This is a genomic window from Enterococcus sp. DIV0703, assembly GCF_051711065.1.
Classification (GTDB): Bacteria; Bacillota; Bacilli; order Lactobacillales; family Enterococcaceae; genus Enterococcus_B; species Enterococcus_B hirae.
Map to the genome: position 1 here is coordinate 1,658,162 of NZ_JBIOLX010000001.1, position 20,885 is coordinate 1,679,046.

General features: G+C 37.5%; 12 protein-coding genes. 3 read left to right on the forward strand and 9 right to left on the reverse strand.

Annotated features, from left to right (window positions below; all coding sequences use genetic code 11):
- Nucleotides 1-68: 68 nt before the first annotated feature.
- Nucleotides 69-3,737, reverse strand: coding sequence for a pyruvate:ferredoxin (flavodoxin) oxidoreductase (gene nifJ / locus IGK81_RS07505; RefSeq protein ID WP_438757813.1), 3,669 nt, complete (start codon nucleotides 3,735-3,737; stop codon nucleotides 69-71).
- Between the two features lie 175 nt (nucleotides 3,738-3,912).
- On the opposite strand from nifJ, the gene IGK81_RS07510 reads away from it, so the two are divergent.
- Nucleotides 3,913-4,431 (forward strand): thioredoxin domain-containing protein, encoded by a 519-nt coding sequence (locus IGK81_RS07510; protein WP_431393311.1) that lies wholly within the window; start codon nucleotides 3,913-3,915, stop codon nucleotides 4,429-4,431.
- Nucleotides 4,432-4,628: 197 nt separating this feature from the next.
- Here the strand turns inward: IGK81_RS07510 and IGK81_RS07515 are convergent, their stop codons facing one another.
- From IGK81_RS07515 to uvrB, 8 genes are all read right to left on the reverse strand, one after another.
- On the reverse strand, nucleotides 4,629-7,826 hold the full coding sequence (locus IGK81_RS07515; protein WP_412003859.1) for a hypothetical protein: 3,198 nt from the start codon (nucleotides 7,824-7,826) through the stop codon (nucleotides 4,629-4,631).
- 179 nt (nucleotides 7,827-8,005) lie between these two features.
- A complete protein-coding gene (gene whiA / locus IGK81_RS07520; protein WP_010718951.1) occupies nucleotides 8,006-8,941 on the reverse strand; it encodes a DNA-binding protein WhiA in 936 nt (311 codons plus the stop codon).
- 34 nt (nucleotides 8,942-8,975) lie between these two features.
- Nucleotides 8,976-9,974, reverse strand: coding sequence for a gluconeogenesis factor YvcK family protein (locus IGK81_RS07525; protein WP_010718950.1), 999 nt, complete (start codon nucleotides 9,972-9,974; stop codon nucleotides 8,976-8,978).
- Complete coding sequence (rapZ, locus tag IGK81_RS07530) at nucleotides 9,971-10,855, reverse strand: RNase adapter RapZ (protein ID WP_010718949.1); 885 nt, start codon at nucleotides 10,853-10,855, stop codon at nucleotides 9,971-9,973. Before rapZ ends, IGK81_RS07525 begins: the two co-directional genes overlap by 4 nt.
- 153 nt (nucleotides 10,856-11,008) lie before the next feature.
- A complete protein-coding gene (locus IGK81_RS07535; RefSeq protein WP_010718948.1) occupies nucleotides 11,009-11,728 on the reverse strand; it encodes an amino acid racemase in 720 nt (239 codons plus the stop codon).
- A gap of 3 nt (nucleotides 11,729-11,731) precedes the next feature.
- Nucleotides 11,732-12,997, reverse strand: a complete 1,266-nt coding sequence (locus tag IGK81_RS07540) for a D-aspartate ligase (RefSeq protein WP_010718947.1) — start codon at nucleotides 12,995-12,997, stop codon at nucleotides 11,732-11,734.
- Nucleotides 12,998-13,234: 237 nt separating this feature from the next.
- Nucleotides 13,235-16,072, reverse strand: coding sequence for an excinuclease ABC subunit UvrA (uvrA, locus tag IGK81_RS07545; RefSeq protein ID WP_010737739.1), 2,838 nt, complete (start codon nucleotides 16,070-16,072; stop codon nucleotides 13,235-13,237).
- 9 nt (nucleotides 16,073-16,081) lie between these two features.
- Nucleotides 16,082-18,076, reverse strand: coding sequence for an excinuclease ABC subunit UvrB (gene uvrB / locus IGK81_RS07550; RefSeq protein WP_034698271.1), 1,995 nt, complete (start codon nucleotides 18,074-18,076; stop codon nucleotides 16,082-16,084).
- A 387-nt stretch (nucleotides 18,077-18,463) separates the two neighbouring features.
- On the opposite strand from uvrB, the gene IGK81_RS07555 reads away from it, so the two are divergent.
- Together IGK81_RS07555 and IGK81_RS07560 are read left to right on the forward strand one after the other, a co-directional pair.
- A complete protein-coding gene (locus IGK81_RS07555; RefSeq protein ID WP_010737741.1) occupies nucleotides 18,464-19,960 on the forward strand; it encodes an amino acid ABC transporter substrate-binding protein/permease in 1,497 nt (498 codons plus the stop codon).
- A 1-nt stretch (nucleotide 19,961) separates the two neighbouring features.
- Entirely contained in the window at nucleotides 19,962-20,699 is a 738-nt protein-coding gene (locus tag IGK81_RS07560; protein ID WP_010718943.1) for an amino acid ABC transporter ATP-binding protein, read from the forward strand.
- Nucleotides 20,700-20,885 lie beyond the last annotated feature (186 nt).

The following is a 20,885-nucleotide window of genomic DNA, read 5'->3' on the forward strand; positions in this document are numbered from 1 at the left end:
CCCTTTAAATTGTTTGCTTATCATTCACCGAATGAGATTGTTGGATCACTGAACGAAACATCAAAACATCATTTTCGACGTGCTGCGCGTTCTGCTCTTTTAGCAGCTCTTCTGGCTGCTGCTTCATCATCGATCTTACGTTCTTTTTTTCTCTTTTTCGTTTCGACTTCCTCTTCTTTTACAATCGGATCAGACGGTTCTAGTTTTTCTTTAATTTTATCAAGCTGTCCAGTGAGTGAAGCATAATTGTAAAAACGAGTTTTTGCATCTAGAACCGTTTTTTCAAACAATTTTTCAGCTAATTGAGGGTTGGCACTTTCTAGTGAAGAAAACCGTACTTGCTTACACATAAAATCGCCCATTGTTGAAAAGTCTGGTTTTTTGTAATCCAAAATCATCGGAACCTTCCCTTTTTCAATTAAACTTGGATTATAACGATAGAGGGACCAATAGCCTGATGAAACAGCTTCTTTGGCTTCTTTAATCGATTCTTTCATACCACCCAACAGACCATGGGTGATACAAGGCGTATACGCAATGATTAGTGATGGCCCTGGGTATTTCTCTGCTTCTTCAAACGCCTTGATTGTTTGCATTTGATTGGCACCAGAAGCAATTTGAGCGACATAGACATTCCCATAAGTCATTGCCATCATTCCTAAATCTTTCTTCGACGCATATTTCCCACTTGCGGAGAATTTTGCAATAGCTGACGTTGGCGTTGCTTTAGAGGTTTGCCCCCCAGTATTAGAATAAACTTCATTATCCAATACTAGGATATTCACATCTGCCCCACTAGCCAATACATGATCGATACCACCAAAGCCAATATCATAAGCCCAACCATCTCCGCCAATAATCCATTGACTGTTTTTGACAAAAATATCTTTGTGCTCAAGAATGGATTCCAATTCTGGGACTTGCTGTACTTCCGCTACCATCGCAGCCTGAAGTTTAGCTGCTCGTTGTTGTGTTCCTTCGCTATCGAATAAATGGTTGAGCCAATCCTCCATCAACAGTCGAAGCGCACTCGATACTTTTGGCATGATTTCACGAACAGATTGCGCTAAAGCTTCACGACGGGTTTGAGCAGCTAGTAACATACCATAGCCAAATTCAGCATTATCTTCTAATAAGGAATTAGACCAAGCTGGACCTTGCCCACAAGCATTCGTTGTGAACGGTGATGCTGGCGAAGCTCCTCCCCATATTGAAGAACAGCCGGTTGCATTAGCGATCATCATTCGGTCTCCGAACATTTGGGTCAAAAGTTTCACATATGGCGTTTCACCGCAACCCGAGCAGGCACCTGAAAATTCAAGCAACGGTTGGTTAAATTGGGTAGCCATTACCGTATTTTTTCCTTTCATAGGGTTTTCTTTCTGTCTCAATGTCATTGCAAACGCCCAATTGACCGCTTGTTCTTTTTGTTCCTCGTAAGGTTTCATCACTAACGCTTTTCCTTTGGCTGGACAAGCCTCCACACATAATCCACATCCTGTACAGTCCTCCACGGAAACTTGGATACGATATTTTAACCCGTCAGGTCCTCTCATATCACGAACGATAAATCCTTCAGGCGCTTCAGTCAGCTCTTCTTCATCAGCTAAGAATGGGCGGATGGCTGCGTGCGGACATACAAATGCGCACTCATTGCACATCGTACAACGGTCACTGATCCATTCAGGGACTTCTAGGGCTACACCTCGTTTTTCCAGCGCTGCTATTCCTAATGGCATCTCGCCAGTTGTCATCTGGTTGGCTACTAAAGTACCTACTGACAGTTGATTTCCTTCTTGAGCATTGATCGGCGTAAAAATCTCTTTTACGTAACGTGATGTTGTCTCTTCTTTTTTGCTAGGTAGTTCTAATGATCGCCAATGATTGGGGATTTCAACTCTATGGAGAAGTTCAAGGGTATGATCAATCGCTTGGTTATTTTTTTCTACGATTTTCATTGATTTATGACCATAGCTTTTAAGCACTTCTTCTTTCAAGAGCGGAATCACTTCTTCAATAGGAATAATGTTTGCTAATTTAAAAAAAGCCGTTTGCATGGCAGTGTTAATACGACGACCTAATCCAACTTCTTGAGCAATTTTCATCGCATTGATCGTATAAAATTGAATCTCATTTTCTGCCAAATATTTTTTTAGACGAATAGGCAGATGCGTTTCTAACTGCTCATCTGTCCATAAAGTATTCAATAAAAATGTGCCACCTTTTTTCAACCCTTTAACTAAATCATAGCTGTGCAAGTAAGCAGGCGTATGACAAGCGACAAAATCAGCATGTTCAACTAAATAAGTAGAACGAATTGGCGTGTTTCCAAAACGGAGATGGGAAATCGTCAATCCACCTGATTTTTTTGAATCATAGTAAAAATAGCCTTGGGCGTATTTGTCTGTATGATCACCAATGATTTTAATAGCAGATTTATTTGCACCGACAGTCCCGTCAGAACCAAACCCCCAAAACTTAGCTTGGTAAGTTTCAGCATCCGTTAAATCCAATGTTGGTCTTGGTGCCAAAGAATGATAGGTAACATCATCCACTATCCCGATTGTAAATCGTTTTTTCATTTGTTCATCTTTTTGTAACTCGTCAAAAACGCTGATGATTTGATCTGGTGTCACATCTTTTGAACCTAGTCCATACCGCCCTCCAATTATTTTAGGACAGATTGTTGCATCATAAAGCGCACTTTGAACATCTAACAGTAATGGTTCCCCACCAGCTCCTGGTTCTTTGCTTCGATCTAATACGGCAATTGACTGTGTAGTTTTAGGAAGTTTTTGCAACAATGTTTCAATTGGGAATGGGCGATAAAGATGGATATTCAAGAAACCGACTTTCCGGCCATTTTTATTCAAATAATCGACTGTCTGCTCAATCGTTTGCGCTACCGACCCCATCGAAATGATGACTTCTGTCGCGTCGGCAGCACCATGATAAGTGACTAAATCATAGGAAGTTCCACGTAATTCATTGATTGCTTGCATGTATTTTTGTACGATGCGAGGTAATTGTTCGTAATACGAATTGATCGTTTCTCTTTGCTGAAAATGAATATCTGGATTTTGATTCGTTCCACTAACAGTTGGATGGTTAGGGTTCATCGCTCTGTTTCTAAACGCAGCAAGTTTCTCTTGATTGATTAACGATGCTAACTCGTCATATTCTAGTACTTCAATTTTTTGGATTTCATGGCTCGTACGAAAACCATCAAAAAAATTCAAGAATGGCAGCTCTGCTTCAATCGAAGCCAAATGTGCTACGGGTGCTAAGTCCATAACTTCTTGCACACTGCTTTCTGCAAGCATCGCAAATCCAGTCGATCGAGCAGCCATGACATCCCCATGATCCCCAAAGATATTTAACGCATTCGTCGTGACTGCACGACTTGCGACATGAAATACGCTTGGTAGTAATTCACCAGCGATTTTATACATATTGGGTATCATCAACAACAATCCTTGAGAAGCTGTATAAGTCGTTGTCAGCGCGCCTGTTTTGAGCGAACCATGCACAACACCAGCCGCTCCTGCTTCAGATTGCATTTCAACCACTTTAACTGGTTGTCCAAAAAGATTTTTCTTCCCACTAGCAGACCATTGATCCACTAATTCTGCCATCGTTGAGCTGGGCGTAATGGGATAGATTGCAGCTAATTCTGTAAAAGCGTAAGAAATATAAGCGGCAGCTGTATTTCCGTCCATTGTTTTCATTTTTCGCATTTGTCATCATCCTTGTTCAAATTCTCTCAAATATCCCACCTATTATAACGCAAAAGCTCCTGAAAACCTACCTATTCTGTAAAAGTACTCACATGAGAAGATACATGCTTTATTAAACAAAAAACTAGTCTTTTTCCTGAAAAATGCTTAAAATGAATCTAAGAGGTGATTATACATGGATATATCTATCATTAAAGCAGATAAAACAAATACCGAAACTGGCATTCATTATGGAAACTTAGATGCTCCTAAAAAAATGGCAGAGTTTATCAATCTGGCTTGCCCTTATTGCCGTCAATGGTTCAACGAATCTTATGAATTACTCGAAGAAGCTGTAAGTAAAGGTCGTTTGCAACGGGTGATCAAACTTTTTGATAAAGAAAAAGAAAGTTTGCAACGTGGGAATGTGATGCATCATCATATTGATACGTCAGACGGTCAAGTAGCTTTACGAGAAATCAAAAAAGTATTTGATTCGCAGGATGATTGGAAAAATCTTAGTCTAGCAGAAGTAGCAGATTATGCTCAAAATAAGTTAGGTCTAACTTACCAAGAAGAATCTCCTGCCTCTCAAGCAATTATATCTGAGGCGAATGCTGCCAATATCCGTTTTGTTCCAACTGTTATTTTGGAAGAGCATATTTTTGATGAATCGATCAAAAAAGAAGAGCTAATTGACTACATTAACGAGTAATAATCCTGACTATCACATGTACTTGTAATCATTATTGATCAGGATTGACACTATCGTTCCGATCCTAACAAGACCCAAAGAACCTCAAAATAGCCTAGCCTATTTTTAAGGTCCTTGGGTCATTTTTGATTGAGCGACTATCCAGATCTTAATTTAGAAAAAGTTAAAAAAACGGATTGATACACCATCTATCTATCCTAAGACCTTTCGTTGACAAAGCTTCGTAAACTAGCTTGGACACGTGGGTTATTTAGATGCTGTTGCCATTTCTGTTCGATGACATTTTGTACTTTTTCAACGGCACGAGTTGTAGTCGATGAAAAACTTTTTGGCTGTGACAATATGGGTGAGTCTACCCGTGCTTTTTTCAGACTTAGGTCCAGGGCGCCAGGATCCGATTCTGAATTTCTTCTCTTCCTCTCTCCTTCTGATTTCATTTCTTGACTCTTTTCATATTTTCCTTTCACTTGGTCTGAGCTATTTGATCTAAGCTCGATTTGATGAAAACGTTTGGTCAATTCATCCATAGATATTGGTTGTAGTGGTTGGTGACTCGTGCTTTGGTACAACGGATTGTTTTTAACTAGAGATAACACTTCATCTTTATGGATAAACCGCAGTTTTCCATCGGAATTAGGAACGGAATAAAAAGAAAATTCTTCCGCAATCTCGTTAACTGTCCTCTCTTTCTTTTCTTCATTTTGGATGTAATCATATATTATTTCTTTGACCTCTTCTGGTGATAAATTATATTGATATGAAATTACTCCTATATTTTGATTCTCCTTATACTCACTAACAATGATTTCACGCAATGAATCTAATCTATTCGTTTTAGTGTAGATTTGATGAAACTGGTTTGTTGATTCAGCCATAGATATTGGTTTTGGTGGTTGGATCGTACCTTCTTGTATCAGATTTTTCTTAACTTCAGAGACCTTTCCATATTGATGGATAAATAACACTTGTCCATCGCCTGTATGAATGGTAGAAAAATATAACTCTGCCGCAACCTCATTAATCCGTCTCCCCTTCTTTCCTTTATTTACTATGTATTCGCTTATTATATTTTGTACCACTTCTAGCGGTACATTATATTTAGCTGAAATCATTTTTATATTTTTTTTCTTTTTATACTCACTAATAATAGATTTACTCAATAGATCTAAGCTATTTGGTTCAGGGTCGGTTTGATGAAACTGGTTTGTTGATTCAGCCATAGATATTGGTTTTGGTGGTTGGATCGTGCCTTCTTGTATCAGATTTTTCTTAACTTCAGAGATTGCTTTCTCAATGATAGGTGGTTCTGGAGTGTTTAATTCTGGTTGAGATTCGTTCTGAATTTTATTCACTATCTCTTGAACGGCTTCTTCGTTTATCTTTAGCGTACATGCAATTTCATTAATGGATACTCCTTTTGCAACTCCCCCCTCTACATATATCTTATAAATTTGAGCCAACGTGCAGCCATTTCTTTCCGCAATTCCTTGAATTTTTTGGTTCTTTAATATATTGTTTTTAATATACTGATATGGAAATGTTTTTATTTCAGTTTGAGTTAAACAAAGCTGGTTACTTATTTCTTGTCTAGATATTCCCTTAATTGAATGATCTATAATAAATTTAGCCATTCGATGTTTCACCATTCCCGGAGTCCAGCCCAATTCGGTTGCAATCTCCCCAATTTTCATACCTGTTTTTCTTTTCTTGACAAGATCATCGTAACTTAATCTTTCCCTCTTTTTTGTTTTTTTTCTTAACAACACGGTATTTGTTTTTTTAATGCTTTTTTTTGCATCTCCCACTAATTTGTTATTTTTTTCAACTTTTTGGAAAACCTCAAGTATCCTTGGATATCCATCTAAACTCACAGGTAATATTCTATTTAATTCTTCCCTTGTATACCCTTGATCATGAATTTTTCTTATTGCATAATCCTCTATTATCGTTTTAGTTTTTTCTACAGAAATATCCAAGCTTTCAGAGATCTTCATTATATTTTCCTTTTTTTTAAGCTTGTGAACGACTAATTTTTCTATCACGTAATCTTCTGAACAACCAATCATCTCAGGAATGAGTCGGATATTACCATTCCTTCGAAAATTATTTATGATGAATGCATGTTTTTTTCCCATTATACTATTTGAACTTTTATGTAGTCTTTCAGCTATCTGAGGTACCGAAAAACCTTGGTATATGCTACGTGCGATTTCTAAATTAAGTATCCTATAAGCAGTTGGTCTACTAATCTTTAGTTGCTCGATAAGTTCTTCATGACTTATTTTATTTTCAAGTCCTTGAATGAACTCTACTCGTATTTTCTTCATTTCCTTCTTATTGTGGCGTTTTAGAAACGCTAATTTTTTTGAACTATCTTTATTGGGGCGCATCTTATGAATGGATTTTTTCATTTCAAGTGCGCCTTCGATATACATTAATTGAATCTGATCGAACGTAGAACTGTTTAACCAAGCAATATGTTGCATTGTATTAGCCTTTAACTCTACTGTAAGATAGTTGTATACATTTTTTTTCATTTGAGCTGTTGTTAACCAAAGATAGGTAGAAATGTGTTGTTTAGGGGTTCCCTTACTCGATTCACTGATAATAAATTGCGCTATTATCATTCGAATTGTTTTATGACTTCTATTCAACTCTTGTGCAATTTCCTCAATATTTTTACCTTTCTTTCTTTGGATAGCAATATAATTAATTAGATATTTATTTAATTCATTTGATGTTATTTCTTCTAACTTGTCTTTTCTATTTTCTTTGTAAAAATTAATTATTTCATTTTGTCTCCTACTTTCTACTCCTTTTTCTCCTGATTCGTTTTCCTTTTTAACTTCAAGGTAGATATTATGGACTCGTGGATTCTCAGCCAAATTAAGATACAACATTTTATTCAATTCTTCCAGTGTGTATCCTTCCTCACAGATTTTTCGTATTGCATAATTTTCTATTATCTTTTTAGTTTCTCCTAATGAAATAGAAACACTCTTAGTAATATCCTCGATATTTTCCATTTTTTTCAGCTTTTGAATAATTATTTTTTCAAGAACATACGCCTTCGTACCACCTATCTGCTGAGAAATGGAGTCAATCCTAGAGGAAGGTGGAATCTCAGAAATGGAATTATTACTAGAGGAATCCGAAAAACGTCTTAGAATATAGTTGTGTTTGTTTCTGTGAATTTCCTCAACGGGCTTGTGAAATCGTTCAGCTATTTCAAGTTCCGTAAATCCTTGACTTAGTTTACATGCGATTTCAAGCAATTTGATTTCAACCACTGTTTTACGGGATATCTTCAAGCTATCTGCAATTTCTTCATCTGTTTTTCCTTGTTCATAACCTTGAACAACCTTGGCTCTCAGTATTTTATTCAGATATTTCATGACACTATTCTCCTTTGTTTTTAGTAGCAATAACCGTTATCAATGGGACTTGCTACTTACTTTTTAACATATTAAAGGACACTGATTAGAACTTTTTTTGGAAATATAATAAAAAAAGATTCTGAGACAAATACTTGTCCCAAAATCTTCATTAATTAAAAAATTAAAAATTTTTTCACTTAACTTGCTTCTTCGCGCAACTTTTCTGCAAATTCATTAATCTTTCTGATTCGATGATTGATTCCGGATTTAGAGATCGCTCCTGATGGAATCATTTCTCCTAGCTCTTTTAAACTGACTTCTGGGTGCTTTAATCTCAATTCTGCAATTTCTTGCAATTTTTCTGGTAGTGCAGTTAATCCAACTCTACTTTCAATCAATTCAATATTTTCGATTTGTTTTGCTGCAGCATCAATCGTTTTATTCAGATTAGCTGTCTCACAATTGACAAGTCGGTTGACTGAGTTTCGCATATCACGTACGATACGGACATCTTCAAAGCGCAACATCGAATTCGTCGCACCAATTAAGGTTAAAAAGTCAGCAATTTTCTCTGCGCCTTTTAAATATGAAATATAGCCGTTTCGACGTTCCAATGTTCGAGCATGAAGACCATAATAATTTAACATATCACAAATGTCTTGATTATGTTGTTCATAAATGGAGAAAATTTCTAAATGGTAACGACTAGTTTCAGGATTATTGACTGAACCAGACGCCATGAATGCTCCTCTTAGATAGGATCGCATTTTTTGTGCATTTCCTAAAATTTCATCAGATACATGCCCATTGAACATCATTCCGTCCATGATATCTAGATCCATCAGTACATTTTTCGTTCCTTGTTTCAAACGAACGATATAGACATTATTCTTTTTCAATTTCATTTTTTTTCGAACGAGTAACTCGCTTCGGACATTATAATGATCTTTTAAAAGAGAATAGATCCGTCTAGCGATAGCTGCATTTTCTGTTTGAACGTTTAGGATAAATTGTTGATTCACAATCCCTAAAGATCCATTCATTCGCAAAAGTGCAGCTAATTCCGCCTTTGCATGTTCGCGGTGAACTTCAAGTCCAGTAAGTTCTTTTTTGACATCTGCCGCAAATGACACCCTATTCTCCTCCTTTCTTTTAGTAACCTACCGTTTAATATTTGGAACCAAAAACCAAACGAAATAGCTCTTCCACAACTTTTTCACCATCATGGAAGACACCTCCATTTTTTAATTCTAAAAAGTCAGTCGAAATCACTCGACAACCTTCATTCCGTAATCCATGAAAATCATGGGTTACTTGTACGAGGTATTCATCGTAAATTTCGGGATCCATATAACCTGCTGGTACTTTTTCTGTGTTAACTAAAACAGTATCAATAAATGGTCGTTTCAAATGTTCATGCAACACCCGAATATGATCAGCATCTGTAAAATGTTCTGTTTCACCTTTTTGTGTCATGATATTACAAATATACACCACTTCGGCTTCTGTTTTAGCTACTGCTTCTCCAATTTCTTGGATGACCAAATTAGGTAAAATGCTAGTAAACAAACTACCCGGTCCTAAAACGACCATATCTGCCTCCATAATGGCAGAAACAACTTTTCGTGCTGGTTTGGCTTCGCTATCATCCGTGGTATTTCGCACATAGACATGATCAATCGTTTTTCGATCGACCGCAATTTTTGATTCCCCCACCGCAGTAGTACCATCTTTAAAAACTGCATGGAGTGTTAATGGTGTTTCAGAAGAAGGATAGATATGACCGTCCACATGCATCATCTTAGATAGGAGTTGTACTGCTTCGTATGTACTTCCTCTCATTTCTGCGACAGCGGCAATGATCAAATTACCAATCGTATGATTGGCTAAAAATTGATCTTCTTTTTTAAAACGATACTGAAAGATATCTTCATAAAATTGTGGCATATCCGACAATGAAACCAACACATTCCTCAAATCGCCAGGGGGCGCCATCGCAATTGATTCTCTGATTGCACCGCTACTGCCCCCGTCATCTGCGACAGTTACGATTGCTGTAATATCAGCCCCTTGGTTACGCAAGCTTTTTAAAATAACCGGTAAGCCTGTGCCACCCCCAACGACAACGATTTTGGGCTTTCTTATACGGTAAGTTTTCATCTTCACGAGCGATTCACCGTCTCTTTCCGTTTATCTTTGTCACGGTGAGTCACATTGACTTTATAATTTTCTTTCAAAGCACCTGATAAACGTTCTGTTAACGCAACTGAACGGTGTTGCCCTCCGGTACAGCCAATAGCAATCGTCAAGCTGCTTTTACCTTCTTTGATATATCCTGGTAAAACCGTCTGTAATAAATCTAAAAACTTATTATAAAACAGCTCAGTTTCATCAAATGACATCACATAGTCATAAACTGGTTGATCTTTTCCTGTCAAAGGTCTTAATTCAGGGATATAGTGGGGATTTGGTAAAAAGCGTACATCCATCACGATATCTGAATCAATTGGCAAGCCATATTTGAATCCAAAGGAAACAAATTCGATTCGAAAGCCTTGATCGCCTTTGGTCTTAAACGTTTGATTGATTTTTTCCCTTAACTGACGTGGTGTTAAAGTCGTCGTGTCTATAATGACCGAGGCCTGCATCTTTAGATCATTCAATATCGCACGTTCTTTACGAATTCCTTCCGTGACTAAACCGTTCATTGCCATTGGATGGGTACGTCTTGTTTCCTTGTATCGTGCGACTAATTCTTCATCGGATGCATCTAAAAATAAAATCGACGTATCGATAAAATCCGTATTCTCAATTTCGACTAACATATTTTGGATTTCTTCAAAAAACGAGCGTGAACGCAAGTCTACCACTAATGCCATTTTCGTCACTTTACCCGATTCTTTGATCAATTCCCAAAACTTTGGAATTAGATTTGGTGGCATATTATCAATACAGAAATACCCCATATCTTCAAAACTTTGAATAGCGACCGTCTTCCCAGCGCCACTCATCCCTGTGATGATTACTAGTTGTAAATTATCAGCCATATCAAACGGCCCCCTCTCATATCTCTTCCTAAAATTATATCACTTCCGGGCGTATCATTACCAGTTAAACATTCTTAAAAATGAAGTTGTCGATAAAAATAGGGACAAATACCACTGTAGGTATCCGCCCCTAATCTTTGCTCATAAAAGTTTTCAACTTGATATGGTAGCTTGTCGGTGTTGTAAGGCACGGGCGATCGTTTGATCAGCTAAGATTGACTGTGCGTCAATGACGGGATATTCATTTTCCCCTACATACTCTTGCATCAACGATAATTCTGTACAGCCTAAAATAATTTTTTCGCAATCAAATCGCGCCACCGCTTCTGCCAAAATTTCGTAGTATAGTTCTTTGTTTAAATAATCTGATTCTTTGATATCATGATAAATCAAATGGTTGATTTTCGCCTGAAGTTGAGCATCAGGAATGACAGCCTCAAAGCCTAGCTGTCTCACTTCCTTTTCATAAATTCCAGCTTTCATGCTACCTTCCGTACCCAGGATGGCTACTTTACCAGTTGTGTTTTGTCTGACAAGCTCATTTGCCGCTTCTCGTGGCATATGAAGAATCGGAATCTCAGTGGCTGCTTGAAGTTCATCAAAGAAATAATGAGCTGTATTACACGTTAAAACGATAAAATTTGGTTTGAGTAAATTTTGTTTTTCAACATCATCTAGTAGGTAAGGCATTGGACTTTCTTGTTCCCTATCTAAAATATAAGCCGTTCGATCAGGAACTGTCGCATGATTAAATAATACATAATTTAAATATTCCTGATCTTTTGAGGCTTTGGTTCGATGATTGATTAGACGGACAAAACTCTCTGTGGCCATCGTTCCCATTCCGCCCAAAATACTAAAAAAGTTTTCCATGAATCAACCTTCTTTCACATGAAAGTATTTTTTAAATCGAGGAATGTAATTTCTAAACATATACTTCATCAATAACCAGCGTTTGAGCGAACGATCTTTCTCATAAAAAACAGTCGTTCCATAACGATTTTCTTTAATCATTTTTTCTGCAACTTTTTTGTCTTCATTTGCTTTTGCATAAGTTAAAAAGACCTTGTTAGGTACACCCATCCATAATTTTGCTTGATCCGATTGGCTCGTCCCATAGGTAGTCCCTGTGAATGGAACTTCAAATACACGGTCTTCTGTCACAAATTTTGCTAAATTCAAGCCATTAAGAGTGACAAAGAAACTGCTTCTTCCCTGACGAAGGTTGATTTCAAAAAGTTTGTATTCACCATCTCTTGGATCGTATTTCATATCAAAATTCGCAAAACCAGTATAGGAAATATCTTCTAAAAATCGTTTAATCGTTTGATAGATCTTTTCATTATAATCTGGCATGATCACCACATAATTACCAATCGAAGCTGGTGTTGGATCTTCTAGTAATGGGTGACCTAAACACATCATTCTTACTTGATGGTTTTCATCGACATAAGCATTTAACACACGCATATTACTATCATCCCCAGGAATGAAATCTTGGACGATCATTTCACTTGTATAACCTGCTTCGTAAATACGACCTAAGATCAAGTCAAATTCTTCACGATTATCGATAATAAAGGCTTTTTTTCGACCTTCAAATTGGACAGATAAGTATTCTACGCTGTTTGCCGGCTTTAATGCCACTGGAAAGTCAAATGGTAACTCTTGATTCAAATGCCCATCAACTAACATTTCTTTTCTAACAATCAACGTTTTGGGATAAGGTAACTGGTATTCCTCGCAAACTTCATAAAAACTAACCTTATTAATCAGACGTTTAAATAACGAATAATCGATGTAAGGACAAATAAAATACTTTGAGAGTTCTTCTTTATGCTGAGAAATCAGTTCTGCATAGCCATCTCCACATGCAATCAAGAGATACTTCTTCGTTTGATCTGAATATTTCTCTCTTGCTAAACGTAACATGGACTCAATAAAGACCGGATCTTTATCAAAACCAGGAATTACGTCTACTTTGACAATTTTGCTATAGCGAGTTGGTGCCAACTGATTTGATGCATACGCCTGGCAAACTTTGCCATACGCTTCATGAAATGAACGTGCCATTCCATAGACATTCATGTCGCTACCCAATAAAATAGGAATAAATTCTTCGTTTACATTACTGTTCATCATTATCTCTCACTTACTCATAATCTCTAGTTTTCTTTTTCAACTACACAAGGAATATCATACCATAAAGAAAAAAGCAATCAAAGGAATCTCCTCCGATTGCTCAATTCTTTTTTGAACGGATTGAACTTATAGGAAGTTTTTATCTATACCAATTAGTGTAGAAAGAACTACCATGTTTCGTATTTTAGTCTATACTGGTCAATAAAACAAGAATAGATACTTGATTTTAATTTTTTTTTAACTATCCAGTTGGTTTTCACCATTCATGATTTTTTTTAAGTATCGACCAGTATAACTCTCTTTCACCTCAATGATTTCTTCAGGTGTACCAGTGGCTAAAATCGTACCGCCACCTTCCCCGCCTTCTGGTCCAAGATCAATAATATGATCAGCGGTTTTAATAACATCAAGGTTATGCTCGATCACTAATACCGTATTCCCTGCATCTACTAAACGTTGCAAGACATCAAGTAGCCGGGCAATATCATCTGTATGCAAACCAGTCGTTGGTTCATCTAAAATATAAAAGTTCTTACCATTCGCTATTTTGTGTAATTCACTAGCGAGTTTCATCCGCTGTGCTTCCCCACCAGATAATGTTGTAGCTGGTTGCCCCATCGTAACGTAGCCTAGACCAACATCGACAATGGTTTGAAGTTTTCGATGAATCTTAGGGATTGGTTGGAAAAATTCAACGGCATCTTCAACCGTCATTTCTAAAATATCTGCAATACTTTTTCCTTTATAATGAACTTCTAGCGTTTCAGAATTATATCGCTTCCCATGACAAACTTCACAAGGAACGTAAACATCAGGTAGAAAGTGCATTTCAATCTTAATAATTCCATCGCCTCGGCAGGCTTCACAACGTCCACCTTTAACGTTGAAACTAAAACGGCCTTTTTTATACCCACGCATTTTAGCTTCATTTGTTTGTGCAAATAAATCTCTAATATCATCAAATACACTAGTATATGTCGCAGGATTGCTTCGTGGTGTGCGCCCAATCGGACTTTGATCGATATCAATGATTTTTTCAATACTTTCATAACCGGAAATTGATTTGAATTTACCAGGTTTTGCTGAATTACGATTGATTTTTTGTGCAAGAGCTCGTTTTAGGATACTATTGACCAATGTACTCTTACCTGAACCGGACACACCAGTCACCGCAACAAATTCACCTAAAGGAAATTCCACTGAAATATTTTTCAAATTATTTTCCGTTGCCCCAGTGATTTTGATAGCTTGTCCATTCCCTTTTCGTCGTTCAGTTGGAACTGGGATACTCTTTTTACCGGATAGATATTGTCCAGTCAAAGAATCTTCATCAGCAGCAACTTCTGCTGGCGTGCCAGCTGAAACGATTTCTCCTCCTTGATGCCCCGCACCAGGGCCCACATCAATCAAATAATCTGCCGCACGCATCGTATCTTCATCATGCTCGACCACGACTAATGTATTCCCCAGATCACGCATTTTCTTCAATGAACCGATCAACCGATCGTTGTCTCGTTGGTGGAGTCCGATAGAAGGTTCATCTAAAATATAAAGAACTCCTGAGAGATTCGAACCAATTTGAGTAGCCAAACGGATCCGCTGTGCTTCTCCTCCTGAAAGAGTTCCTGATGCACGACTCAGCGTTAAATAATCGAGACCAACATTTTCTAAAAATGAAAGTCGATCATTCACTTCTTTTAAAATCGGTTTAGCTATTACTTTTTCTTGGTCTGAAAGGGTCAAATTTGAAAAGAAGTTGACCGCTTTTTGGATAGACAACTCGTTCGTTTGTCCAATATTCGTCCCATTGATTTGAACGGATAAAGCTTGAGGATTCAAACGATACCCATGACAAGTTTGACAAGTCAATTCAGTCATATATTGTCTCATTTGCTCTCTTGTGAAATCACTGTTTGTATCATGGTACCGACGCTTAATGTTTTTCAATACCCCTTCAAAAGTTGTTTCAACATCACGAACACCACCGAAATCATTCTCATAGTGGAAATGGAACAGCTCGTCTGTCCCATTGAGCACGATTTCTTGATGTTCAAGTGGCAACTCTTCAAAAGGCGTCTCCATATCAATCCCATAACTTTCACAGGCTTGAGCCAGCATCTGTGGATAGTATTGTGAACTGATTGGATTCCAAGGGACGATCGCTCCTTGACTCAACGTCTTCGTACGATCAGGTATCACTAAATCTTGGTCCACTTCTAATTTGACACCAAGACCATCACAATCAGGACAAGCACCAAATGGCGCATTGAAAGAAAACAGTCTTGGTTCCAATTCACCAACAGTAAAGCCACAATAAGGACAAGCGTAATGCTCGCTAAACAGCATTTCCTCTTCTCCGATGACATCAATCAAAACATAGCCTTCTGCTAAACGCAAGGCAGCTTCGATTGAATCAAACAAACGTGAACGGATTCCTTCTTTTATGATGACACGGTCTATGACAATTGCGATATCATGCTTTTTATTTTTTTCTAATTCTGGTACTTCACTTAAGTCATAGATTTCTCCATCCACTCGAACACGTACGTATCCTTCTTTTTGAATACGTTCAAAAACTTTTTTATGTTGGCCTTTTTTCTTGACAATGATCGGCGCAAGAACTTGAATTTTAGTTCGTTCAGGTAATTCTAAAACTTTATCAGCCATTTGATCAATAGATTGGCTGGTGATCTCAATGTGATCATTCGGACAGATAGGATGCCCCACACGTGCGAACAGCAATCGGAGATAATCATTGATTTCTGTGACAGTTCCTACTGTTGAACGAGGGTTTTTACTAGTTGTTTTTTGATCAATTGAAATTGCTGGACTTAGCCCATCAATACTATCAACATCCGGTTTATCCATTTGCCCTAAAAATTGCCGTGCATAAGCAGAAAGACTTTCGACATATCTTCTTTGTCCTTCTGCATATAATGTATCGAATGCTAACGAACTTTTCCCAGAACCAGATAATCCAGTGACCACCACAAATTTATCTCGCGGAATTGTCACATTGATGTTTTTTAAATTGTGGGCTCTTGCACCATGGATAATTATTTTATCATTTGCCATATAATCCCCCTACTCTGACGCCTTTAGTTCAAGAATCATATCCCGTACATTTGCGGCTGTCTCGAAATCTAATGCTTTAGCAGCATCTTTCATTTCTTTTTCTAATTTCATTAATAATGTAGCTTTTTCTTCTCTTGTCATTTCTTCATAGGATACTTGAACCGTTTCTTTTGCATCATCTTCGGATTCTTTCGTGATGGAAATCAAATCACGGATCTCTTTGATGATCGTTTTCGGCACGATACCATGCTCTTGATTATATTGTTCTTGGATACTACGTCGTCTAGCAGTTTCATCGATAGCCTTGCGCATAGAATCAGTCACTTTGTCAGCATACATAATCACTTTTCCTTCTGCATTCCGTGCTGCACGTCCAATCGTCTGTACTAAAGAACGTTCGCTCCGTAAAAAGCCTTCTTTATCTGCATCCAAAATCGCTACTAGCGAAACTTCCGGTACATCAAGTCCTTCACGTAACAAGTTGATTCCTACAAGTACATCGAATTCACCTAAACGAAGATCACGAATGATTTCGGTACGTTCTAATGTTTTGATATCACTATGCAGATATTTGACTTTGATTCCTAATTCTTTAAAATAATCAGTCAAATCTTCAGACATTTTCTTTGTCAATGTAGTTACAAACACGCGCTGATCTTTTTCAACTCGTTCATTGATTTCTCCTACCAGATCATCAATTTGCCCCATGATCGGCCGCACTTCGATGATTGGATCTAGTAGCCCAGTTGGTCGGATGATCTGTTGAATCACTGTATCCGTTTGTTCATACTCATATGGACCAGGCGTAGCAGATACATAAACGATTTGATTCACGTGCTTTTCAAACTCTTCTAAACGTAACGGACGATTGTCTAATGCCGATGGTAAACGAAAACCATAATCGACTAACATCTGTTTTCTTGCGCGGTCACCATTGTACATTCCCCGAATTTGCGGCATTGTCACATGCGATTCATCAATAATCATTAATGAATCTTCGGGAAAGAAATCAAGTAATGTGTATGGTGGCTCACCTTCTTTTCGACCATCCATGTGTCGCGAATAATTTTCGATTCCAGATGTATAACCCATCTCTAACATCATTTCAATATCATAGTTCGTTCGTTGTTCTAGCCGTTGAGCCTCTAACAATTTATTCTCATTTCGCAAAACAGTCAAACGTTGTTCCAGTTCTGCTTTGATGTTTGCAACCGCATGTTCCATGTGTTCATCATTTGTAACAAAGTGAGTCGCTGGAAATATCGCCACATGCTCAGTTTCTCCCAAGACCTCACCAGTCAACGCATTGACTTCACGAATCCTTTCGACCTCATCCCCAAAAAATTCAACACGCAACGCACGTTCATCCCGACTGGCTGGGAAAATCTCCACAACGTCCCCACGTACTCGAAAACGACCACGTTGAAAATCAATATCGTTGCGCTCAAATTGGATACTAACTAAATCACGAATCAATTGATTACGATCAAGCTCAGCTCCTTGTCTAATTGAAACGACTTGTTTTTGATACTCAAAAGGTGAACCCAAACCAAAGATGCAAGAAACAGAAGCAATCACGATCACGTCATTTCGTTCTAATAACGAACTGGTTGCCGAATGTCGTAATTTATCAATTTCATCATTGACACTAGAATCCTTTTCAATGTAAGTATCACTTGAAGGGACATAAGCTTCAGGTTGATAATAATCGTAATAAGATACAAAATATTCAACTGCATTATTGGGGAAAAATTCTTTGAACTCCCCATATAATTGTCCAGCTAATGTTTTATTGTGGGCAATAATCAATGTTGGCTTATTCACTTTTTCAATCAAATTCGAAACGGTGTACGTCTTCCCTGTACCAGTTGCCCCTAAAAGTATCTGAGCTTTCTTTCCACCAACTACCCCATCAACTAACTGTGTAATGGCTTCGGGTTGATCTCCTGCTGGTTGATATTTTGACACCAACTCAAAGTGTCGGGAGGTATCTCTTTCTATCATATTTCATCCTCCTTTTCATTCTTTCCTCTTCATTTTACGACCACAAAAAAGAAAAGGAAAGCAAAGGCATTCCTTGTTGATTTATTATACCACACCGAACATACTTTCGCTACTTTTGAGTTTTTTCTTTTCTACTATATTATATAAATTCATACATGTATTATGTAGTAAATTAGGCAGCAAAATTATATATCAATAATGTCCCTTAAGTAATTATTTATCTTACGTCAGATTCCTCTCTACATTTATTATGTTACATTTTATAACATAGATTGTTACAAAATGACATTTTTTTTATTTTTTTCAGCAACTCAGCTTGTATCTATTATTAGTTTTCGCATATAATAGGAAAATATGAAAAGTTATTGAAATTTTAGGAGGTTAATTATGAAAAAAAAGCATTTGCTTCATACGATTATTTTCATAATGACAGGACTTGTCACATTTGCGCTTAGCAATCCTGTACAAGCTGACGATAAAACTACTGCTGACTCAAGTACGAGCGAGACGATGCAAAAAATAGAACCTAAGAAAGAGACGTATGTCATTGCCAGCGATTCAGCTTTTGCACCTTTCGAGTTTCAAAACGCTGAAGGCAAATACGAGGGAATTGATGTTGGATTAATGGAGGCAATCTCCAAACTGCAAGGATTTAACCTACGTATGGATTATCGTGGTTTCTCTGCTGCGCTACAAGCGTTAGAATCTGGTCAAGCAGATGGAATGATCGCAGGAATGACTGTGACCGATGAACGAAAAAAAAGCTATGATTTCTCAGATCCTTATTTTGAAAGCGGGATTCAAATCGCTGTCAAAAAAGGAGACAATTCAATCAAGTCCTATGAAGACCTAAAAGGAAAAACAGTAGGTGCCAAAGTTGGAACTGAAAGTGCTGATTTTTTAAATGCCCACGAAGACCAGTACGGCTATACCATCAAGTACTTCGATTCTGCAGATCAGTTATATGACGGATTGAGAGTTGGCGCAATTGACGCCATGATGGACGACTACCCTGTTATCGGCTATGCAATTAAAAACAATCAACAATTAGAAACACCGATTGCTAAAGAATCTGGTGGTAAATACGCTTTTGCTGTGAAAAAAGGCCAAAATCCTGAACTATTACAAATGTTCAACGAAGGTCTAAAAGAATTAAAACGAACTGGCGAATACGATAAAATCATCAACAAATATATCTCAACAGATAATACGCCTACTAAAGCCAGCAAAGATGAATCTACACTAACTGGTCTATTACAAAACAACTACAAAGTTTTACTAAAAGGTTTATGGCAAACGATCTTATTAACTTTAATTTCATTCGCCTTGGCATTAGTTGTTGGTGTTATCTTTGGTTTATTCAGCGTAGCGCCAATCAGAGCCCTACGAACAATTGCAAGTATTTATGTCGATGTCATCCGCGGTATTCCAATGATGGTTCTTGCATTCTTCATCTTCTTTGGATTACCAGGTATCGTCGGATTTACTATTCCCGACTTCATTGCCGGGATTATCACACTAACTTTGAACGCCAGCGCTTATATCGCAGAAATCGTTCGTGGTGGGATCAAAGCTGTGCCAGTTGGTCAAATGGAAGCTTCTCGCAGTTTAGGACTTTCATATAATCGAACCATGCAAAAAATCATCTTACCACAAGCAATCAAGATCATGTTGCCATCTTTCGTGAACCAATTCGTTATTTCATTGAAAGATACAACAATCATCTCAGCGATCGGTGTGGTAGAGTTACTGCAAACTGGTAAAATTATCGTTGCACGTACGACACAAAGTACGTACGTCTATCTAATTATTGCTATCATGTATTTGATCCTCATTACTATTCTGACAAAATTAGCAAAAGTTTTAGAAAAGAAGGTGAAATAAGATGGCTGAAAAAATTCTAGTTGAACATCTTGTAAAAAAATACGGTGAAAATACCGTTTTAAATGATATCAATGTTTCAATCAACGAAGGTGACGTTGTTTGTATCATCGGTCCTTCCGGTTCAGGAAAAAGTACCTTCCTACGTTGCTTAAACCGTTTAGAAGAGCCTTCAGACGGCGAAATCATCATTGACGGGGCCCACTTAATGGACAAAAACACCGATATCAATTTGGTAAGACAACACATTGGAATGGTATTCCAACATTTTAATCTATTCCCACATCTTTCAGTGCTAGAAAACATTACATTAGCACCTATGGATTTGAAAAAAGAATCAAAAGAAGCCGCTGAAAAGAAAGCAATCAAATTGCTACAAACCGTCGGCCTTGAAGATAAAAAAGACATGTATCCAGAAATGCTTTCTGGTGGACAAAAACAACGGGTCGCTATCGCTCGTGCTCTAGCGATGAATCCTGATATCATGCTCTTCGACGAACCAACTTCTGCACTAGACCCAGAAATGGTCGGAGATGTCTTGAACGTCATGAAAAAATTAGCTAAGCAAGGGATGACGATGGTTATCGTTACACACGAAATGGGCTTTGCTAAAGAAGTTGCCAATCGTGTCATGTTTATTGATGGAGGGAATTTCCTAGAAGATGGCACACCACAACAAATCTTTGAAAATCCACAAAATGAACGAACAAAAGATTTCCTAGATAAAGTACTAGATATTTAACCTTAAGATGATGAAATTGTTAAAGACCGTTGCAAAAGGATGCCTATCCCTTGCAACGGTCTTTATTTTAAAGGCATTTATAAAATTGACAAAAAACACTTGATTCCTTTTTGTCCTCTTCTTTCGTCCCTGCTTTAATTATTTGTTTGCCACTTTCTCCTGTCTAAATAAAAAAAAGCAAATCAA